This window comes from Anaerococcus sp. Marseille-P3625 (assembly GCF_900232825.1).
Taxonomy (GTDB): Bacteria; Bacillota; Clostridia; order Tissierellales; family Peptoniphilaceae; genus Anaerococcus.
This window is the reverse complement of sequence record NZ_OCTP01000011.1, coordinates 722651-744354: the sequence shown is the minus strand read 5'-3', so window position 1 is coordinate 744354 and position 21704 is coordinate 722651. Positions and strand designations below refer to the sequence as shown.

General features: G+C 33.5%; 5 protein-coding genes. 4 read left to right on the top strand and 1 reads right to left on the bottom strand.

All coding sequences use genetic code 11. From position 1 onward, the window contains the following. Positions 1-6 precede the first annotated feature (6 nt). Together CS884_RS08760 and CS884_RS08755 are read left to right on the top strand one after the other, a co-directional pair. Positions 7-1776 (top strand): transcription antiterminator, encoded by a 1770-nt coding sequence (locus tag CS884_RS08760; protein ID WP_099321460.1) that lies wholly within the window; start codon positions 7-9, stop codon positions 1774-1776. Positions 1777-1950: 174 nt separating this feature from the next. Beyond that, on the top strand, positions 1951-3180 hold the full coding sequence (locus CS884_RS08755; protein ID WP_099321459.1) for a dicarboxylate/amino acid:cation symporter: 1230 nt from the start codon (positions 1951-1953) through the stop codon (positions 3178-3180). Positions 3181-3235: 55 nt separating this feature from the next. On the opposite strand, the gene CS884_RS08750 is transcribed toward CS884_RS08755, so the two are convergent. Continuing rightward, positions 3236-4663 (bottom strand): radical SAM protein, encoded by a 1428-nt coding sequence (locus CS884_RS08750; RefSeq protein WP_099321458.1) that lies wholly within the window; start codon positions 4661-4663, stop codon positions 3236-3238. Positions 4664-4966: 303 nt separating this feature from the next. On the opposite strand from CS884_RS08750, the gene CS884_RS08745 reads away from it, so the two are divergent. Together CS884_RS08745 and CS884_RS10665 are read left to right on the top strand one after the other, a co-directional pair. Next, a complete protein-coding gene (locus CS884_RS08745) occupies positions 4967-6424 on the top strand; it encodes a hypothetical protein (protein WP_099321457.1) in 1458 nt (485 codons plus the stop codon). A gap of 553 nt (positions 6425-6977) precedes the next feature. Further along, a complete protein-coding gene (locus tag CS884_RS10665; RefSeq protein WP_099321456.1) occupies positions 6978-21440 on the top strand; it encodes a SpaA isopeptide-forming pilin-related protein in 14463 nt (4820 codons plus the stop codon). Positions 21441-21704 lie beyond the last annotated feature (264 nt).

Here is a 21704-nt window from a genome sequence, read left to right as displayed (position 1 = left end):
GATAAAATGAACAAGCTAGACCAAGAATTATTAGAAATATTAATAAATGAAAAGTCCTATCTTTCAAGCGATGACTTATCAGAAAGGCTAGCTTGTTCAAAAAGAACCATTTACAATTCTCTGGATAGGATTAAAGAATACTTAGAAAATAATAAAATTGCCTATAAATTGGATAAAATTTATGGCAAAGGCATATTTTTAGAAGTAAATGCTTCTGATATAAAGATAGAAAATGTAGATTTTGACATAATCACAGATATTTTAACTAAAAAAAATCTAACTATAAGAGATTTGATGGAAAATTATTACCTAAGCTACAACAAATTATCCCATATGCTAGAAGAGATAAATGCGGATATGTCTTTATATAATATTTGCATAGAAACAAAGCAAAATTCAGGCATAGAAATAATTGGTGAAAAATCTGCCATAGACCTATACAAAAGAGATTTGCTATTAGAAATTGAGGATAAAACTTATTATCTGGAAAAAATCTATGGAAAAACATCAATAAATCAAGTTCAAAGACTTGCAAATAGAATAATTAGGGACTTAAAACTTGATAAAAAAATCAATGAAACTTTATTGATTCACCTTATCTACCTAAAAAATTTGGACAAATTTGATGAAAAGTTCTATAAGCAAAATCAAAAATCCTTTTATTTTTCCTATGCCAAAAAAACTCAGGAAATTTTAAGAGAATTTAATTTAGACGATGAAAAACTTATAATTTATTTCATAAAAGTCTACGAGAAAATAAACCTTAAAGATTATCTTCTCATAAGAGATTTTGCAAAAACAAAGGCCGTAGAGCTTATAGCAGCCCTAAAAGACCACTTTGAAAAAATAGGAGATCCGATTTTTGACATAGACGAGGAAAAGATCACAAGTCTAAAAAAACATCTTGAAGAAAGTTTTATAAGACTTTCCAATGATGAAAAGATCAACAATCCTCTCTATGAATCCATAAAAAAGAATTATCCTTATTATTACAACGAAGTAATTTATATAACAGATAAATTTAACCAGCAAAACCAGATAAAAATCCCTAAAGAAGAAGTAGCTTACATTGTAATTTATATCATAACCATAGAAAAAACCATAGACAAGAAGCTAAAAGGCGTTATAGTTTGTAATTATGGTGTTGGAATTTCTTGGTATATCCAGGCCATCTTGGAAGAAAATATTAAATGGATCAAATTTAATAAGCCAATAAATATCAGCCAATTCTATAATGAAAATTATGATGATTACATTGTTTTTTCAACCCTTGACCTAATGGACAGAGATTATATCAAAATCCCTGAAACTTTAAGCGAGATTGATTTTGAAAAAATCACCAATCAAATAAATAAAGCTGACTATATCAACTTATTTGACGAAAAATTATTTTTCATAGAAGATAATTTGCCAAGTAAAAAATCTGTAATAAATTTTTTGGCAGATAAACTAGAAAGTCTTTCTTATACCACAAAAGACTATAAGCAAAGCATTTTATATAGAGAGCTAATAGCAACTACAGAAATTGGCAATGGGATAGTTCTCCTCCATGGAGATCCAGCCTTTATCAAAAAATCCTCCATATCATTTCTAAGACTAAAAAAAGAAATATTTTGGCAAGAAGAAAATGTGGATATTGTTATCTTGCTAGCAGTTAAGCCTAGCGAATATGAAAAATACAATATTAAAGACTTTTTTTCAAAACTTCACGACATAAACAAAAATTTATTAAAAAATATTAATAAACTAGAAGAATTAATAGAATTGTTCTTGTAATAATAGAAAATTTAGATAATTATTTATCAAGCAAATGTTTTTTTCTATAATTTACCAAATCCTCATAAGAATTGTCAAAAATAATGGTTTTTTGTTTGATTTATTTGTGAAAAAAGGTTTTCTTTTTTTGAATTTTGGTTTATGATATATGTATAAGAAAAAAAGGAGGATCTTATGACAGAAACAAAGCTAGCAAAAAAATCAAACTTAACTCGAAATATTTTTATTGCTCTTATTTTAGCGATAGTTTTAGGTTTAGTTTTTCAAAGTCAATCAGAATTTTTAGGAACTTATATTAAACCCTTCGGGGATATTTTTCTTAACCTAATCAAATTCATAGTAACCCCTATTGTATTTTTCTCAATTATCGGTGGTATCGTATCTATGAAAGATATCAAAAAGGTTGGAGAGGTCGGAATATTCACAATTGTTTATTATTTCTTAACTACAGCATTTGCTATAGTTATCGGTTTAATATTTGCTAACGTATTTAAAAATGTATTCCCAGTTATAGCTACTACAAACTTGGAGTTTGAGGTACAAAACGAAGTTTCATTTATGGATACAATTGTAAATATATTCCCTAAAAACTTTCTAGCTCCAATGGTAGAAGCTAATATGCTTCAGATAATCGTTGCAGCTATTGTAGTTGGTATTTCAATTCTTTTAATTGTAAAAGAACATCAAGATAAGGCTATTGCAGGAGTCGAAGTTTTAAACTCTATATTTATGAAGGCAATGGAACTTATTATTAGACTTTCACCTATCGGTGTATTTTGCTTACTAGTACCAGTTATTGCAGAAAATGGTCCAAAAATCATAGGATCTTTGGCATCAGTTTTACTAGTAGCTTATCTTGCTTACATAGTTCACGCAGGTGTTGTTTATTCAACAACAGTAAAAACAATGGCTCATATGAGTCCTATTAAATTTTTCAAGGGCATGGCTCCTGCAATGATGTTTGCATTTTCATCAGCATCTTCTGTAGGAACACTACCAATTAATATGAAATGTTGTGAAGACTTAGGAGCTAATCATGACGTAACAAGTTTCGTATTGCCTCTTGGCGCTACAATCAATATGGACGGTACTGCTATTTATCAAGGAGTTTGTGCAATATTTATTGCTTCTTGCTATGGAATTGATTTAAGTCTTGGACAAATGATGACAATAGTATTAACAGCAACTCTTGCATCTGTAGGAACAGCTGGTGTACCAGGATCTGGTATGATAATGCTTGCTATGGTACTTCAATCAGTAGGACTTCCTGTTGAAGGTATAGCTCTTGTAGCTGGTATCGATAGAATCTTTGATATGGGTAGAACAACTCTTAATATCACAGGCGATGCAACTGCAGCTTTGATTAATACTTATAGACTAAGACAAAAAGGCAAAATTGCCTAAGAAATAAAAATTTTTAGAAATTTAAAAGCTACTAGATTTTACCTAGTAGCTTTTATTATGCTTTAATATTTTCTTTTTCTGATTCTGTTAGCTTTTCTTTTTCCAAAAGTCTTTCTTGCCAAAGTTTGTCGGCTTCTTTGTTCCATTCTTTCGCATAAGGCCTACATTTTGCTTCCAAATCCTCTACATTTTCTGGTGAGATTAAATCTGTCGATTTGGCATTGGTTTCTTTTACCATTTTTGTAAGCTTGCCTGCATTTTCAAGCATTGGACAAGGCTTTAGCATATTGTCATTAAATGGTTGATTTCTATGATAAGCCATAAATAGAGGGCTTTTTAAAGCTTCAAGTATGGTTTTTTCTCTGATATTTGAATCAGAATAGTGGATGAATACGCAAGGTTCCATGTCGCCTTGAGAATTTATGTGGAAATAATTCTTTCCTCCAGCTATGCAACCTCTGATATATTCACCATCATTTTGAAAGTCTATGGTGTAAATATTGTGTGGTGAGCTACTAGATCTTATTTCTCTAACTCTTTTATAAACATATTCTCTTTGGCTAGGATTTGGTAGAAGACTTACGTCAGCGTCGTTTCCCACTGGCATATAATGGAAGAACCAGGCGATTTTGCAACCCTTATCTACCATTTTTTCCATAAATTCATCGCTTGTTACTTGCTTGTAGTTAGCTGAAGTATAGCAAACAGAGATTCCATACAAAAGTTTGTTTTCTTTCATCAAGCTAAGAGCATCCATAACTTTTTGATAAACTCCATCTCCCCTTCTAGCATCGGTGGATTCTTCGCTTCCTTCGATACTTAGGGCAAAAGAGATATTTCCAACTCTCCTAACTTCCTTACAAAATTCTTCATCGATCAAAGTTCCGTTGGTAAAAATATGAAAGGCTGAATCGTTAAATTCTTCTGCCAATTTTATAATATCATCTTTTCTAACTAGTGGTTCACCACCTGTCATAATGAAAAAATAAGAACCCAAGTCGTTGGCTTGCCTTACAATGCTTGCCATTTCATCATAGGTAAGATTATTTTTATAACCATATTCAGCTGCCCAACAACCCAAACATTTCAAGTTACAAGCGGAAGTTGGGTCAAAAAGAATTGTCCAAGGAATATTGCAATCGTATTCTTCTTGCAACTTATTTCTAATTGCATTGCCCCTATAAAAAGCATTGTAGCCAACAGTAACTGCAAATTGATTTAAGATATGACTATCAACATCATTAACCATATCCTCGGCAAAAGATGCCCATTTGGAATTTGGATTAGCAAATTCATTTCTAATTTTGCCAATAGCCATTTTTGCACTATTTTCCTTGCTGGATTTTGGCATTAGAAATTTATCTATAACTGAACTTATCTCCTCCATCCCCTTAACAGGATCTTTTTTTATAGCTTTAAAAGAAAGATCACATGCTTTGGAAAATAGAGCCTTAGAAGCTTTTTCTTTTAATGTAAATTCCATAATATACCTCTTTCTTAAATAATATATCTAACTAACTTATAAATTAAAACTATTAGTTAGTAAAAATATCTTATACATAATGTATTTAATTAAAATATATGCATTACATATAGTTTTTATTTATAAATATTATATGCATATATGCTCATAAGTTCAAGCTTTATCTTAGACAATTTAAGGCTTTTGACCAATAATCTTAGATAATTACGCTTAAAATTTAAAATTTTAAAATATTTTATAAATAAACTATAAATATTTTATAAAAAATCTATAATTGGGTACAAATCATAAAAGGAGCAAATTATGATAATAGAAAATACAGCAACTTACGAAGATATAAGCACAAAAGATCTAAAAGAAAGACTTGCAAGAATAAGCAGAGTTTGCCAAAACCTTGAAATTCCAGTTCTTGTAATGGTTGATGGCTTTGAATCATCTGGCAAGGGCTATGTGATAAACACCCTTACAGAAGAATTAAATCCCAAATATTTTGACGTAGAAGTCTTTGAAACCAACGAAGAATACGATAGCAAATTTCCTTTTACCAAAAGATTTTTCGAGCATGCACCAAGAAAAGGTCACATGCAGTTTTTCGACAGGTCTTTTTACTACAAGCTTTTCGATAATCTCAAAGTAGATGAAAAAAATCTTGACGAAGAAATCAATTCCCTTGAAAATATGGAAAAAGCTCTCTATGACGATCAGACCATAATCATCAAAATTTTCCTAAATGTAAGCGAAGATGAGCAAAAAGATCGCATAGAAAAACTTGAAAAATCTAACGAAAAAAGTTTTTACCTATCTGCCAACGACAAAAATCAAAACAAAAATTACAAGGCCTACCAAAAGCACATGGCAAATATCCTAGAAAAAACAAACTTTCCTTTTTCTCCTTGGATAATAATCGATAGCGATGACCTAAAAGAAGCTTCAAAAACGGCAGTATTTCAAATGCTAGAAGCCTTAACCATAGGAATTGAACGAGTATCAACCCAAAGAATCAACAGTCAAAACACCCAAAGATCCTATGATAAAGATGCGAAAATCATAGAAAATATAGATTTAGATAAAAAACTTGACAAAGACGAATACAAAGAAAGGAAAAAAGAACTCCAAGAAGAAGTTAGAGAAGTTCTCTTTGAATTTTACAAAAAAGACATATCGACAGTTTTAGTCTTTGAAGGAGTTGATGCTGCCGGAAAAGATGGCGCAATATCAAGGCTTATAAAAAAAGTTGACCCGAGACTTTACACCGTTCATGCAATTTCTGCTCCATCCAAGGAAGAACTAGACAGAAATTACCTATGGAGATTTTACGACAAATTGCCAAAAGATGGCTATATGGGCATATTTTCAAGAAGCTGGTATGGCAGAGTAATGGTTGAAAGAGTAGAAGGCTTTGCCAAAACCAACGAGTGGGACAGGGCTTACGGAGAAATTCTTGACATGGAAAAAAATATCTACAACCATGGCAGTCTAATACTAAAATTTTTCGTAGTAATAGATAAAGACGAGCAATACAAGCGTTTTAAAGATCGTGAAAAAAACCCAGACAAAAATTACAAACTAACCGATGAGGACTGGAGAAATCGCGACAAATGGGACTCCTACATCAAAGCCATGAATGAAATGCTAGATAGGGCCAATGCCGATTACGCCCCATGGATAATAATTGAAGGCAACGATAAGAAATACGCCAGAATAAAAGTAATGGAAGAATTTCTAAAATACGCCAAAAAACATTTAGAAAATGAAAAATAATATAAAATATACACAAGTTTAGGAGAAATTATTCAAACTTGTGTTTTTTTATTTGCAAAATAAAAATCAAATTTCCTTAATAAATTTATTTTTTTCCAAGAAAATTTATATATATCCAAGAGAAATTTAGGGAAATTGACCAGAGAATTCTAAAAATATATAAAACGATTAGGTCGATATAGAAAACATTTGCAAGAAAGATTTCAGCTAGATAGCTTGAAAAACAATGAAAGCGAGAAAAACAAACTTTAATATTTGTAAAAGTAAAATAGTTTTCCTAACAAAGAAAACCTCATATTTCAAAAGATCGATAAATATTTGCAAACGTTAGCGTATTTTTTTTAGCTTTATAGGCTTTTTTAATAATATATATAAAAACATTGAAAAAACTATATTATTTATTTTGAAAACGGTGTATAATAGAGTAAATATATACAAATTAAATACTGTGAGATTTTTTCTATCTTTTATATTATTATTTATCAAGTATATATTTTCACTACTAATAAAAAATCAAGTAAAAATTTTTAAATAGAATATCTGGAGGGAGTAAATGAGAAAAAGGATAAGGCAGGCTATGGTAAAACTATTAGCATTAGTTTTAGTACTTATTTTGACATTTCCAAGTGAAATCGTAGCCCAAAGTCTAAATGGCGAACAAAGAGAGACCTATACTAAAGATTCAAGTCTAATGGGTGTAAATGAAAAAGACGAAGATCCAAATTCAAGGGATAATTCTGCCCAAAATGAAAAAACCCTCCTCCAATCTGACATTCTTAAAGAAAATCTAGAAAAGCTAGATATCGAAAAATCTGTAAGTCTTTCCAAAACAACTGGAGAGATCATCTATAAAATTCTTATCAAAAACAAAGAGAATAGTAAAGAAGAAAAATTAGGAAATCTTCAAACAATCTTTGCTCTTAACAAAAATTCCAAACAAAATGACCTACATATCCAAAAAATAACAAGCTTTGACGAAAATGGCAATGAAGTTGAAATAGACGCAAAAGAAAACCAACCATTTTTCCAAAGTGATGAAATAAAAACCCTATCATGCACTTGCCAAGTAGATAATTCAGTGCTTTATTACCTAAGTAGCAAAATTGACGATAAAACTCTTGAAGAAATTAGAGCAGGCAAAAATTATCAATTTGCTTTGGACTTATTGATTAAAAATGAAAACCAAGGAATTCTTCACCAAGAAAGATTGGCTTTTAGAAATATAGATAAGAGTAAGGAAAATCTTCTAGATCCAGAAAATCCAGAAATTATTGATCAAGAAAATCAAGCCCTAGATTTTGACCTAGAATTTATCGAAGATATTTTCCAAGTAGCAGGCGAATATAAGGACAATAGCAAAAATTTACTATCTGACAAAACAAATGAAATTAACTGGACAGATTATATCTTTCCAAAATATGCTGAAAATAACGAAGCTCTTAACTACAAACTTATAGTAGATGAAAATCAAGACACAACAGATAGCCTTATAAAGGTAGATTTCTATGAAGCTTCCGACCAAGGTTTTCTAATAAATAAAACTTATAGCCAAGAAATCCCTTACACAGAAGAAACCGAACTACAAATCCCTCAAGGCTTCATAGCAAAAATCGCCCTTACAACAAAAGTAAAAGAAGGGGCAAATCCAAAAGAATTTTCTTACAATAATAAAATAATAACAAATCCTTCTTATAAAGAAGAAAACGAAAAAACAGACGAAGAAAAGAAGGAGAATTCTGAAGACCCTTTGCCTGAAGAAAAAAAGCAAGAAAATAAAGAAGTAGAAAAGAAAGAAAATTCTGACAAAAAAGAAAATTCAGAAAAAACAGAAAAAGAGGAAGAAAAACCATCAGAATCTAAAGAAGAAGAAAAAGAAAATCAAACTTCCCCTATCGACCTAAACAAAGACGCTTTGATAAATAAATACAAAAGCGAAGAAAAACTAAGCGAAGACTTAAAAGCACAAATTGAAAAAATTACAAAAACCCTAAATTCTTACAACGAAGAAAAAATCACCGAAGAAGAATTTAAGACAAATCTAAAAGAAAATTCTAAAGATCTTAAGAAAGAAGAATTAAAAGAAATTTTACAAAGTCTAATCGCAGGCTTAAATGAAGAAAAATTCAAAGTAGCAAATCTTCCAATAGATGAAATAATCGGCTACATATATAAAGAAGATTTAAAAGAAGCTAAAGAAAAAACTGACCTAGAAAAAGCAGACCAAGAACTAAAAGCTGCTCTTTCTGATGAGAAGAAGACAATTGAAGAAATTCAAAATCTTCTAACAAGCTTTGGCGAAAAATATCAATTATCTAGAGAAGACCAAGAAAAATTAATGTCTGATAATAATGATGCTATCTTAGCTTTGGTAGAAAAAGATAGAAATGAAAACTTTAGACCACTAAATTTGATGAAATCTGATTCTTTTGCCGACAAACAATTTAACCTAAAAGCACAGATGAATGTAGTGGCATCAGGCGCAAACCCAATCCCAACTGGTTGGTACTTTGACGTAAAATTAGGTCCATATTTATATTATAGCTCTAATCAACCCCTAAATGACCTTTACTTTACAGGTTTAGGTTTGGTAGCAACAGCACAATATATCGAAGATGGAATAGATCATTATATTAGATACACCTTTATAAAACCTGTAACTAAGGATATATCATTAGATATAAATCAAAATCTAAAATTTGATACGGCAAACATTGGTTCAAATCAATCAGTAAACATTGATATAAAAGTTGCACCAAAGAACAACCCTGTCCAATCAATGGATACTATAACTGTAAAAATAGACGATGACTCTCCAGTTTCAACAGCTTTTGTAATAAATGATCAAGGACAAAGTTCATCTAAAAAATATCCTTACCAACTAGCATGGGAAACTACATCAACTTCTCTTAAAGATAGTTTAGGAAACCCAATCACAACTCAAGATCCTACAAGACTTAATGGCGCTTATGTTGAATGGAATATAAAAGTTAATACCTCTACACTTCTTGACAAAGGAGAAGATAAGCTTGACTATAACAATCTAAACCTAACTATCTTTGGCTCAAGCCAACAAGGTCTAAGAGATTTTAGATTTAAGGCATCAAAAAATGAATCCGACCTAAATAACAAAGCTGGTTATACCGTATCAAATAATATGGGAGAGCTTTTAAGCCAAAGCACTTCTATAAAGAAGGCTGATCTTGGTAATTATTTATACATCAAGGTTAAGGGTTTTATAGATCCAGATCACCCTCACGAAACTTATTCAATTGGTCTAAGGATTAACCCTGATTCTAACTACATCAAGAGTATGCTTGATGAATTTATAGGAGAATTTAATAAAATTCCTACACCAATCAAATGGCTAAGAGGAATTGAAGATGCACAAAGATTTGCAGAAGTTCCATTTAACTTGGTAGAAAGCAAAATCCCTGCCAGAGTCAATCTAAAAGACAACTTTACCAACGAGAGATTTTACTACGATTCATCAAGAACTATAGTTGCAGAAAGAATCAACGACTCCAGAGTAGATTGGCATGCTCTTGACTTACTAAGATTTGGCGAAACAAAAGACCTTGCTTTTGAAAATCCAAACTTCTACCTAAACGGAGGAACTAATAATCAAAGCATCACCCCAAGGAAACTTTACTATGTACCACTCAAATCTGGTGGTTACAGACAAACTAGTCAAATTAATGACGTCTTGCTAGATAATGGAGAATTTTACCCTGGAACTATTATTGCCTATGAATATAAAGATCAAGAAGGTAGCAGAAATGATTCCTTCTATCTAAATGCAAATATAACAGAAAAGAAAGTAAATAATTTCGATGCAAGCTTTAACGCACCGACAACAGGTGGTAATATCGACCTATTCACAGAAAAAGTTTCTGCCGAAGATTTGGCAAACAATTATATTGCCTACCACGAACTACCATATCCAATCATGCGTATCAACAAAAACTTTGATATGGTACAATGCTTTAACTCTGGAATTCCTGACCCAGGTTATAAGGGCAAAAATGGTATTTTCCTTGATATTCACGAAAACCCATCAGGTGATTATTTGATTTCAAGACTTAATGAAAAAATCCTAAGCGAAGGAAAACCTGGTTGGTCATCCTATACACTTGAAGATAAGCTAGCTGGCACTAACCCTACAAGAGATGGCATTTATCTAAATTCAGGTAATCAAAATCCAGGCCAAGCTATGGAAAGCTTGATGAAAAGAATCTACTACTATGGTAACGAAATCAAAAAAGAATATCCATCTAGTCATAATGGCAAAGAAATGCATAGACTTATCGAAAATGCTATGTATCAAAAAGTTCTTCACTACTATACTGACGGTAAAGAATTAACAGACGATTACTTTTCTATACCATCTAACTACAACACCCAAGAATGGAAAGTTCCTTATACCCTAACAGGTAGAAGAGAATCTGCTCCAAAAACAGGTTATATTGGTCAATATAAGGGTGATGGCACACTACCAAATCGATATGTAACATCTCCTGATAAACTTAGAAAATTAAAAGATAATGAAGAGGTAATAGGAAGCTATCCACCAGTTGCAGATACACAATTGGATATGGCTAAAGAGTTAAACAGGAGAGTCATCAATTCTTATAAAAATGGCTCTGACTGGTCAAATGAAAAAGCTGACCTAGTCAAACTTGTTTACTACAGCCACATCGAATCAGGTAAATACCAAGAATTGATGACAGGTCGTGTATCTGATCCAATTCAAATAGACAAATATAAAGAAGATGGAAAAACAAAACTAAAGGACGCTAAATTTACCTTTACCAATATCTATACAAATGAAAGAAGAACTTGGACATCAACAGATACTAACGATATCAATAATATTTACCTAAAACCAGGTTATTATAGAGTAACAGAAGAAGCGCCAGCTACCTATGAAGCCATAAAACCATTTACAATCGAAGTAAAAAGAGAAGAAGTTAACGGCGATAGTGGCGATTATGACTTCTTTAACCTTAAAAAAATTCGTGTTAATGATGGTTACAAAACAACTCTAAGGCTAGTAGGCGATGTGCCAACATCTGCTAAAGGCACTCCTTTAGTAGAAATTGACCCTACTAATAATCTAAAAATCAGAGTAATAAATATCCAAGATAACCTTGGTAAAATCGAATTTATCAAGAAAAATAAATTCATAAAACTTGATGGAGCAGAATTTACCCTAAGAAAGTTAAAATCTGCAAGCTCAGCAGAAGATGCTAAAAATCAAGCTCAAGAAGTAAACCCTGTTTATGACGACGCTTATAATCAAACTTCTTCTGGAAATGGTGGAGAATTCAAATTTGAACAAATTCCAGCTGGCTACTACATCCTAGAAGAAACAAAAGCACCAGCAGGCTATCAAAAAGCAAAAAGATATGTCCTTGAAGCTAAAAATGGCACAGATCCAGTAGATAATAAAGAAAAAGTTTTGGTTAACTTTGTCGATACCGACCTTGAAAAAGAAGATGGCAAGGTTGTAATCAAAAACAATCCAAAAGAAACAAAAGTTACCTTTAGAAAAGTTAGGGAAGAATTCAAAAATGATGAAGAAAACGAACACCTAGGTCTTCCAGAAGCTAAATTTAGACTTACTTCTCTAAAGATGATAGATGGCGATACTTATCTACAAGAAGACTTCACCGACAAAACTCAAAAAACAGAAGCACCAACTCCAACAATTGATGGTCAGCAAGCCAAAGGTGGCGGATATATTGAATTTAACAACCTAAAAATAGGCGAATACCTTTTACAAGAAATTCAAGCTCCAAAAGGCTATCAACCGACAGATTTATATGGTTGGAAACTTGTAGTTTCTGAAATAAAAGAAGGAGAAAAAGCTGGAGAACTTCAGTACAAACTTTACGAAATTCCTAAAGAGACAAATATCAATAGTCCTTTAAGCGACCTAACAGAAATCCACCTAAAAGATATCATTAAGGAAGGTAATAAAATCCAAGGATTTTTAATAGGCAACGAACCTAGAAAGATATCAATTCCTTTTAGCAAATACCTATCTGATGGTGGAGAACCAGTTCCTGCTAGCATAAAACTAGTTGACGAAAATAACGAGGATGTGAAATTTAACCTCTATGAGGCAGACTATTACGGAGCAATTCTTGATGAAAATCATCCAATAAACAAAGAACCGATAATTCAAAATATTTCCAAAGCTTCTGGCGCTCGCAGAGATTTCACAGATAGTAAGTACGATTATTCTTTCGAACTTCACGATCTTGAATTTGGTCATTACTATGTACTTAGAGAAGTTAACCCACCAGTTGGATATATAAGAGCTAGAAGAATTTTGCTAAAAGTTGAAGCAGAAGCCATAGCAAGCGAAGGCCATATGAAGGTAATAGTAAGAGATACCAACCCTAACACTAAATATGGCGAGCATGCGATATTTGAAGGTGTAATAAACTTCCACAAAGGTACAGCTCTAGGAGAATTCTCAATCAAAAAAGTTGGTAATGCCATAGGCTTTAATGATGAAAATGGCAATCCTATAAGAGTAGGCCTAAGACGTGCTTACTTTAGACTTTACACAGCAGATGATAATTACAATATAAAGAGAAATGCCGCAGGTTTCCCTGAAGAATACATCCAAAAGGTAACTCCGGGAAATCCTATCACAAAAGATGATGGAAATGGCAATCAAGTTGGAGTAAATCCAAATGACTTGCCGGCAAATCAAGGTATTGTAACCTTTGACCAACTAAAACCAGGCAAATACGTTCTAGAAGAATACAGAGGACCAGCAGGTTATGAAAAAGATCCTAACCCTTGGTACATCCTTGTAGAAAATGATGGAACTGTCAAAAAATACAAAGATAATCCAGCAACCAACACTGGTGCAAGAACTATGGACTATTCTCCAATAAACACCAGATTTGCCATGTCAGGACTATCATTAGTTGACACAGCTAAGGCAAGTTCTTTACTTTCACTATCAGATCCACTTGCCAATAGCCCAGTAAAAGCAAACAATCCTGGAACAGCTTTAAGATCTGCAAATGATTGGGAAGATGTTAATCCAGCTAACTCTGAAGGTAGAGCAAATATTGAACATTCTAACTTAAAAATGGAAACTAGAATCACCGAGATTAACAAGGTCGATAATAGATTTAGACAAGTCTTTCTATTTAGACCTCAAGGTAGAAATTTTGCTCGTAATATACAAATTCATAGACAGCCAGAAAATGGCGAATTTAGATTGAAAAATGGTAAAACTGTTATATCTACAATGAAAATTTATGAAGTTGGAGAAAATTCTACCTTAGATAATATCACTGGAACAAAGACGGATATTACTAATAATATCAATCCAACTCAATTTATTCCTCAAAGAAAACCAGGAGAAGCCCAAAAACCTCTAAGGGTAAAGGCAGATATACCTTCAAGATATCAAGGTGCAATACTAGTGGAAATAGAAACTTCTTATCCATCAGATACCGCACCACTTGGACTTGGAAGTGACTATAAATACAATGTTACAGATGTATGGGGTAGCAATAACTGGGCTGGTGATTCCTACGATAATGAAGCAGGTATCAACAAAAATAACCTTGTAACTTACAATGTTTCCATTGCTCCTATGACAGATGGTAGCGTAAGTGCGAACCCAAGTGAAAATATCAAAGAAGGCGCTGAGGTAAATCTTACAGTAAGTCCAAGACCTGGCTACCAATTACAAAATTTAACTGTAACAAATAATACGACAAATGGAAATATTTATTACTCTTCCACTGTCAATGGCTATAAATTTAATATGCCAGCATCAGATGTAACAATATCTGCAAACTTTACACTAATTCCAGTAACAACCTATAGTGTAACCCTTGCACCTTCTGTTAATGGCTCAATAGATGCACAACCAAAGGCAAATGTAAATGCAGGATCACTAGTTACCATTACACCAAGTCCTGCAACAGGTTACAGACTAAAAAGTCTAAGTGTTGTAGATGCTAACGGCAATAATATTCCTGTAACTAACAATACATTTAATATGCCACAAGCAAATGTTACAGTAACTCCAACATTTGAGCTAATCCCACTACCAACAGCAAATGTAGATGTTAAGGTAAACTTTACTTATCACAACCAAACAGATGGCAATGATACTAGCAACAATCCTCCTCAAGGTTTTGCTGGTTCTATGAGACTACAAGAAAAACAATTGACTGGCATGGTTGAAACTTGGGTAGATGTAGCGGGCTTTTCTCAACAAGTTCCTTTCAAGGGAAGTTTAGACTTTAATGGCCTAGATTCCTCAAAAGAATATAGGTTAGTTTACACCAGATATGGCGATAACGGCAAAAATTGGGGAACTAATACTGTTAGCAATTATCCATTAGATTTCACAAAAGTTGATGCAAATAATAAGCTAACCTTAGAAATTTCCAATGGTAACCTAACAGAAATATTTAACCACGATGAAACAGGCTTTAGGATCCCACTAAGAATTTCCAAAGTTAACGAAAACTTAGGAGCTTTGACAGGTTCACAATTTAAGGCTCGTAAATTAATCGATGGTGAAAAAGCGGATAAATACATCAAAAACCCAGATGGTACTTATACCAACACGCATGAAAAAGAACTTCCAAAATATGCCACAGAAGCTTATGACCAAGTGTCTGAGGCAACTGGTGAGCCAGGAGATAACTACTTTAGAGAGCTAAGTCCAGGTATCTACGAACTAACAGAAATTAAAGCTCCAGATGGATCATATAGATTGCCAAAAGATAAAGATGGCAATGCCATGAAATGGTATTTCAAGGTTTATGTTCAAGAAAACAAAGTCCCAAGAGATGCCAACTACATGAATATTACCTTTAACTTTACCCATACTTTCACAGCAGATGATAAATTTAACAGCGCAATCACAAATGAAGAAAGAAATAAACTTATAGGAACAACCATCAAGGGCTTCCAAGCAGGAGACCCTGACTTTAGTAAATATATAGAAGAAATACGAGATGATGGACGTTCAAACCCAGCAAGACCTGATGCTCCATACAAGTGGATACACGATGCTAGGGTAACCAACTACAAGAATAAAACAGAACTTAAATTCTTCAAGAAAGACAATAAAACTTATCAAAACCTAAATGATGCTGTATTTAGCCTAAGAAAAGCAAGAGTAGATAGCCTTGGTAATCCAGTCTTTGATACAAATCATAAGGCACAATACGATACCACTGTAAGTACAGAAGAAGGTAAGAGAGTTGAACCATACGATGCTGATGCAGGTTTTGCAAAATCAACATCAAATGATAGACTTGGAGTACACTTTAAAGAAATCGAAGAAGGAACTTACATCCTAGAAGAGCTAACTCCACCAGATGGATATGCTCCAATTGATGCTTACCTAACTATCAAATTTACAGAAGCAACTGACGGTTCTTGGAAACAAGTTGTAAAAGGATACAAATTAAATCCAGCAACAAAGAAGTATGAAGAAATAAAAGCTTCCGATAGTACGATATTTACGACTAAAAACGATGGCAAACTTACAAGCATCGCAAACGGCAAAAACCTCATCGACTTTAAATTCCAAAAAGTTGAGGGAGAAAAAGTTAATGGCGAATATCCAGAAATCGAATCTTCAGACTTTGAATTGGTAGAAGTTAATAATGATGGCAAGGAAAAAGAAGGTGGCTACAAAAAAACCCTCTACTCATATGCAAATTCTAACTTTAGCTTTGAGGGTCTAGCTGTTGGTGATTACAAACTAACAGAAATAAGAGCTATCGAAAAATACGAAAAACCAAGTTCATGGTTCTTCAAGGTAGTTCAAGATCCAAATACTTTCAAATTAAAGATTGTATTTAAAAATCCGGATGCTTCAGTAAAATTTAGCCAAGACACTGATGGCAATCCAAAAGACATCAAAATTGCCAACTACCAAAAGATAAACTTCGTATTTAAGAAGAAAAACCAAGCTAATCAACCTCTAGCTGGTGTTTACTTCGATATGAAGAAATTGGAAGGCTTAGATGGCAAAAAATATGAATATGTTGACGGTGTATCATCAGCAACATCAGCCTATTACGATAGAGCTCGTTCACAAAATAATGGTTCAGTAACATTCTTCAAACTTGGCACAGGTGTTTATGAACTACGTGAAACCACAAAGCCAGAAGGTTACGATTCTTCCACAAACCAAGATAGGTGGATAATTAAAATTGTAAAAGGCGATAATGGCCTAGAAGTAAAATATGACAAGAATTTTGAGGGCGAATATTATAAAGAACACGATAATGATTATTACACCAACACCTATATCGCCAAAGGATTGGATAAGAAAAATACTCTTGAAAAACTAAGCACACCAGATGCAGATGGATTTTCTTATACATTAACCAACATCAAAAATACGGTCGAACTAAAGTGGAAGAAATATTCAGGAAATAACAAAGATGACCTAATCGAGAGTTATACCAAATTTATACTTTTGAAAAACTCTGCTAATGGCGATAAACCAGATCCTGCCTTAACTGGTCAATCAAACTTTGCACCATTCGATGTTGATAGCATAAATGGCGTATTCACGATTCCAGAACTAGCTCAAGGTGTCTACACCCTTATAGAAACTCAAGCCCCAGAAGGCTACAAAAAAATAGAAGATAGGAAAATAATTATCCAAGTTTATGAAGATAAGACCGATAATTATAAACTTAAAAAGAAATTCTATGAGATGAAAAAAGATGCCAATGGCAAAAATGTCTTGGTAGAAGCAAAAGACTTCATCTACCTACTAAATAATGGCCCTGAAGGAGCAAAGACAACATTTGTCGATCCAAAAGATGCTAGTATTTATATCAAAAATATCGCCAAATCCTCATTCCCACTATCAAAAGGATTCCTAAAAGATCCAGCTAATAGAAAAGACTTTACTAACATCAATTCTGGCAAGTTGGTATTAAGGTTAACTCAAGTTACGGATACAAATCCAAAAGTATTTACCAAAACTATAAATCTATCAGGTGCAAAATCTTATAAATTTGAGATAGATGGTGTAAAATCCGGAGAAACTTACCTCTTAGAAGAAGTAAAATCACCAGATGGTTACAAGAAGACTTCTAATAAGTACAAGCTAGAGTTTAACCAGCCACAAGGATCTGATATGACAGCTATCCTAAAAGCTGTCATAAAACCAGATGGAACTGAGCTTAAAAACGCTGCTGGTAAATCTATCACAGAAACTGGAGAACCAATCGGTGGTGGAATAACAATTAGCCCTGTAAATGAAACCACTAATTCAGAATTAAAGATAGTAAATGACAAGGCAGAAATCGAATTTACAAAAGTTGGTAGAGAATTTGTTAAGGGAGAAGATGGAACGATTAACCCTAAGGATACAAAGCTTCCTAATGTAAGATTCTACCTAGAAAAACAAGATCCTGACCAAGTTAAAACCTACTATCCAGTAACCAAAAATATGGAATTTATCAAAACTGATGGAGAAGGTAAGCAATATATAGAAAAAGCTGATGGCAAAAAGGATTATGGCACTACCATAAGTCCAGTATCAACAGCAAATAGCGCTTATTATTCCACATCAAATACTGATGGTAAATTCTCCTTTACAGGCCTAACTGATGGTTACTATCAAGTTATAGAACCAGAAGCTCCATCATATGCCCCAGGCAAAAAATACATGGAAGTTGACGGTCCAGTTAAGAAATTTAGAGTTGTCGATGGTGAAATAAAAATCACAACTGACACATCAGAAGAAGCTATAACTGATACTAACAGAGAAGAGTTAACCACAATTGCCAACACCAAACCTGGCAATGGGGAATTTGACCTAGAAAAAGTTGATGAAAAAGGTCAAGGTCTTGACGGAGTAACCTACGAGCTTTACGATTCTGAAGGTAAGAAAATAAGAGAGATAACCACTGCAAATGGCGGCAAAATCAAATTTGATGGTCTAGCCTTTGGATCATATTGGTTAAAGGAAACAAAGACCAAAGATGGTTATGTTATAGACAGAAAACTAAAACAAGTTCTACTTGGCAAAAACTGGGAAGTTCCAAAAAAACCAGCTAACCCAAGAGATGTTACAAAGGACATTCTATTTAATAACATTGATCCAAATGACAGCAATTTCAAACAATTGAAATCAATCGGTGGTGAAACTTCATCAACAAGTGAAGTAAAACCTAACCAACAAGAAGCAATCCTTGCTTACTTTAACCTAAAGGTCAAAGAAGGAGCTACGGTAAAAGCTGGAGATACATTCACCATAGATTTCTCTGATAATGTAGACCTATTTGGTATATTCGTAGACAAAGACGGCAAGGGCAAAGAAGAAGATCAAACCTTTAACTTATACTCTGATGCAGGTCTTGTAGCTAAGGCAAAAGTTGATAAAAACAAGAGAAAGCTCACCTACACCTTTACAGAATATCTTGATAATTACAAGCTTGGAGATATGAAACTAAGTGTACAGCTTTATGTTGATAGGAAAACTGTTCCTCAATCAGATAACATAACTGTAACTGCCACAGCTGGCAACACTTATTCAGATAGTATATATGTCAACTACAGAGGCAACACCCCTGGACAAGATCACAAAGGTTACCAAGATCCAAATGTTGATATATCTTCATATATGCTAAGACTAAATCCAGATAATGGTGAATTTACAACAGTTGTTTATTACAACCCATGGAACAAATACACCAAGAACAGATGGTTTAGATTTATAACAAGTCAACCAGTTAATATAACAAATGTAAAAGTATTCCAAAAATCTGGAACAGGTTCTACCGAAAGTGGACCTCAAACAGACGACTTGCCAGATTCTTATGGCATCAAATTTGACGATGATACTGCTAATGGATACAAAGCACAAGGACTAAGTCTTGTAGATAATAAAACTAAATTTGATTATCAATACGGTAATTCTAACAAAGACTATGGAATGTATCTTGACTATTATAATGAAAATAGTGCAACCTATGTTGTTGTAATCCAAGGACAATTGAAAAATCCTGGCAATAATAACGTTCTTGAAACAAGCTCATACTACAATTTGTCTTATGATCGTTTTAGAGGACGTTCTGATCTTCAAAGTTGGTACCATGGAGTATATGGAGTATTCTACACTTGGTCACAATTCTACAAACCAGAAGGAACGAGTACGGGAGATATGACTTTCAAATTTGCAAACTATCCTAACAAGATAGAATTTGTAAAAATTAATGGAGGTGTAATCTCAAACGATACTAACATCAAAGATGAAGAGGAACTTAAAAAACTTGGTATAGGAAGTCTCATAAAAGGAGCAAAATTCAAACTCCAAAAAGAAAACTCACATGGAAAATACGAAGATGTTCCTAACTCTGAAACAACATCAGATGCAAATGGTATCTTCTCATGGCAAGGACTTACACCTGGCAAATACCTAGTAATAGAGACCCAAACTGCTGATGAGACCTATGACCTACCTACTTCAACTGATCCAAAAGATCCAAAAGGGCTAATTTCAAGCTTTGAAGTTGATGCAAACGGAAATATCACAAAAATCCTAAATGATAAGAAAATCCTAGAAAACAACAAAAAAGCTGAAATTAAGATTAGAAAGACCAATGAAAAAGGCGAGCCTTTAGCTGGTGTTAAATTCTTCTTAGAAGCACAAGATGGACAAGATTACGACGACTTAACCATAACAACAAAGGCTGATGGAATAGCCGAGTTTAAGAACCTTCCAGCTGGAAGATATCATCTATATGAAAAAGAAGCTCCAAAAGGCTACAAGATACCAGATGAATACACCTATTGGGAAATAGAAGTAACTAGAGATGGTAAAGTCAAATTGACTAATACTGAAAATCCTACTTACAACGATATGAAGGAAATAGAAACTCCAACCTATATGGGTTCATCAACAACAAGCCTTGATAGCCAAATTGTCGGACTAAATCCAGAAAATAAGACCTTTAGAGAAATAATAACCCTAAAGGCAAAACCATCAGACCTTAAAAACAAGAAAATTGTTCTTGAAAGTCCTGATAGTTCAACAAAACTTACCGAGGCCAATACAAAAGTATTACTTGTAGCAAGCGATGATGGAACAACTATAGCAGACAAAGATAACACATCTTACAAAGTAGAGATAAATAACCCTGCTAGTGGAAATCCTAACCTTGGAGTAACTATCACTGCCCCTTACAAGGACGATGGCCACAACCCAGTAGGCCAAGCTCCAGGAACTACTACACCAAGTACAGAAACAGAAAGATACTACAAGATAATTGTAGATATGCCGTACAAGGAAAAAGGAAAAGTTGGAGCAAAAGTAATCTACAATGAAATTTCAGTAGATGCAACTGGCAATATAACAACAAGTCCAAAAGAAACCCTAGATAAATATGTAGCCGACTCATCAACAATTAAAGTCAAAGAAAAGACTCTTTCACTTGACTACTATGGCAAGTATCTAGACCGTGATATTAACCTAATCACAACAGAAATAGCCAACATCAAAAACCCAGATGTTTACTTTAAGAAAGTTGATGAAGGCGATACGACCATCAATCTAAAAGGTGCAATCTTTGGAATTCAAGAACCAGATGGAGAAAAAGTAGACGAACAAGGTAAGCAAATCTGGAAAAACCTCAAGAAAGATGGCAAAGATTGGACAGTCACTTCAGCTGATAAGGGCCTTATCAAATTTGAAGGAGTAGAATTTAACAAGAAATATAGGATTGTTGAAATAAAAGCTCCAATTGGCTATATAAATCAAAAAATAGAAATTGAGTTTATGGTTGATATTAATGGTAAATTGGTGATAACAAAAAGTGCAGGAGAAAAAGAAAAGTATGACAACTCCGAATCTAACCCTTACCAAATAACCAACAAAAAAGCCACATACCCACAAACCGGTGGACCGGGAGTTTGGATAGGCTTTAGCCTAATCGGTCTAGCATTTATGCTGATAGGTGCATTAATCTACGGCAAGAAAAAACAACTTGCTTAGCAAAAAGAACAAGCAAACAAAACCACGCCCATCTTGCCAAGCTGGCGAAAAATCGCCCTGGCATCTTGAGCGAACACTTTAATACCTCTGGCATCCTGAGCGAGCGAAGCGAGTCGAAGGATCTCACAAAGTAGCAAAAACCAATAATAAAAAAAAGAATTTGCGAAGCAAACTTCTACAACTTTTGCTCCACGCAGTGGCGGCGGGGGTAACAAGGGTTAGGGGGTTTGGGGGAAGGGACGTAGGGGTCTCCGTAACCCCTCG

Bases quoted from the DNA above. Each gene is read 5' to 3' on its own strand.
- CS884_RS08760 (WP_099321460.1), top strand. From the start codon at position 7: ATGAACAAGCTAGACCAAGAATTATTAGAAATATTAATAAATGAAAAG.
- CS884_RS08755 (WP_099321459.1), top strand. From the start codon at position 1,951: ATGACAGAAACAAAGCTAGCAAAAAAATCAAACTTAACTCGAAATATT.
- CS884_RS08750 (WP_099321458.1), bottom strand. From the start codon at position 4,663: ATGGAATTTACATTAAAAGAAAAAGCTTCTAAGGCTCTATTTTCCAAA.
- CS884_RS08745 (WP_099321457.1), top strand. From the start codon at position 4,967: ATGATAATAGAAAATACAGCAACTTACGAAGATATAAGCACAAAAGAT.
- CS884_RS10665 (WP_099321456.1), top strand. From the start codon at position 6,978: ATGAGAAAAAGGATAAGGCAGGCTATGGTAAAACTATTAGCATTAGTT.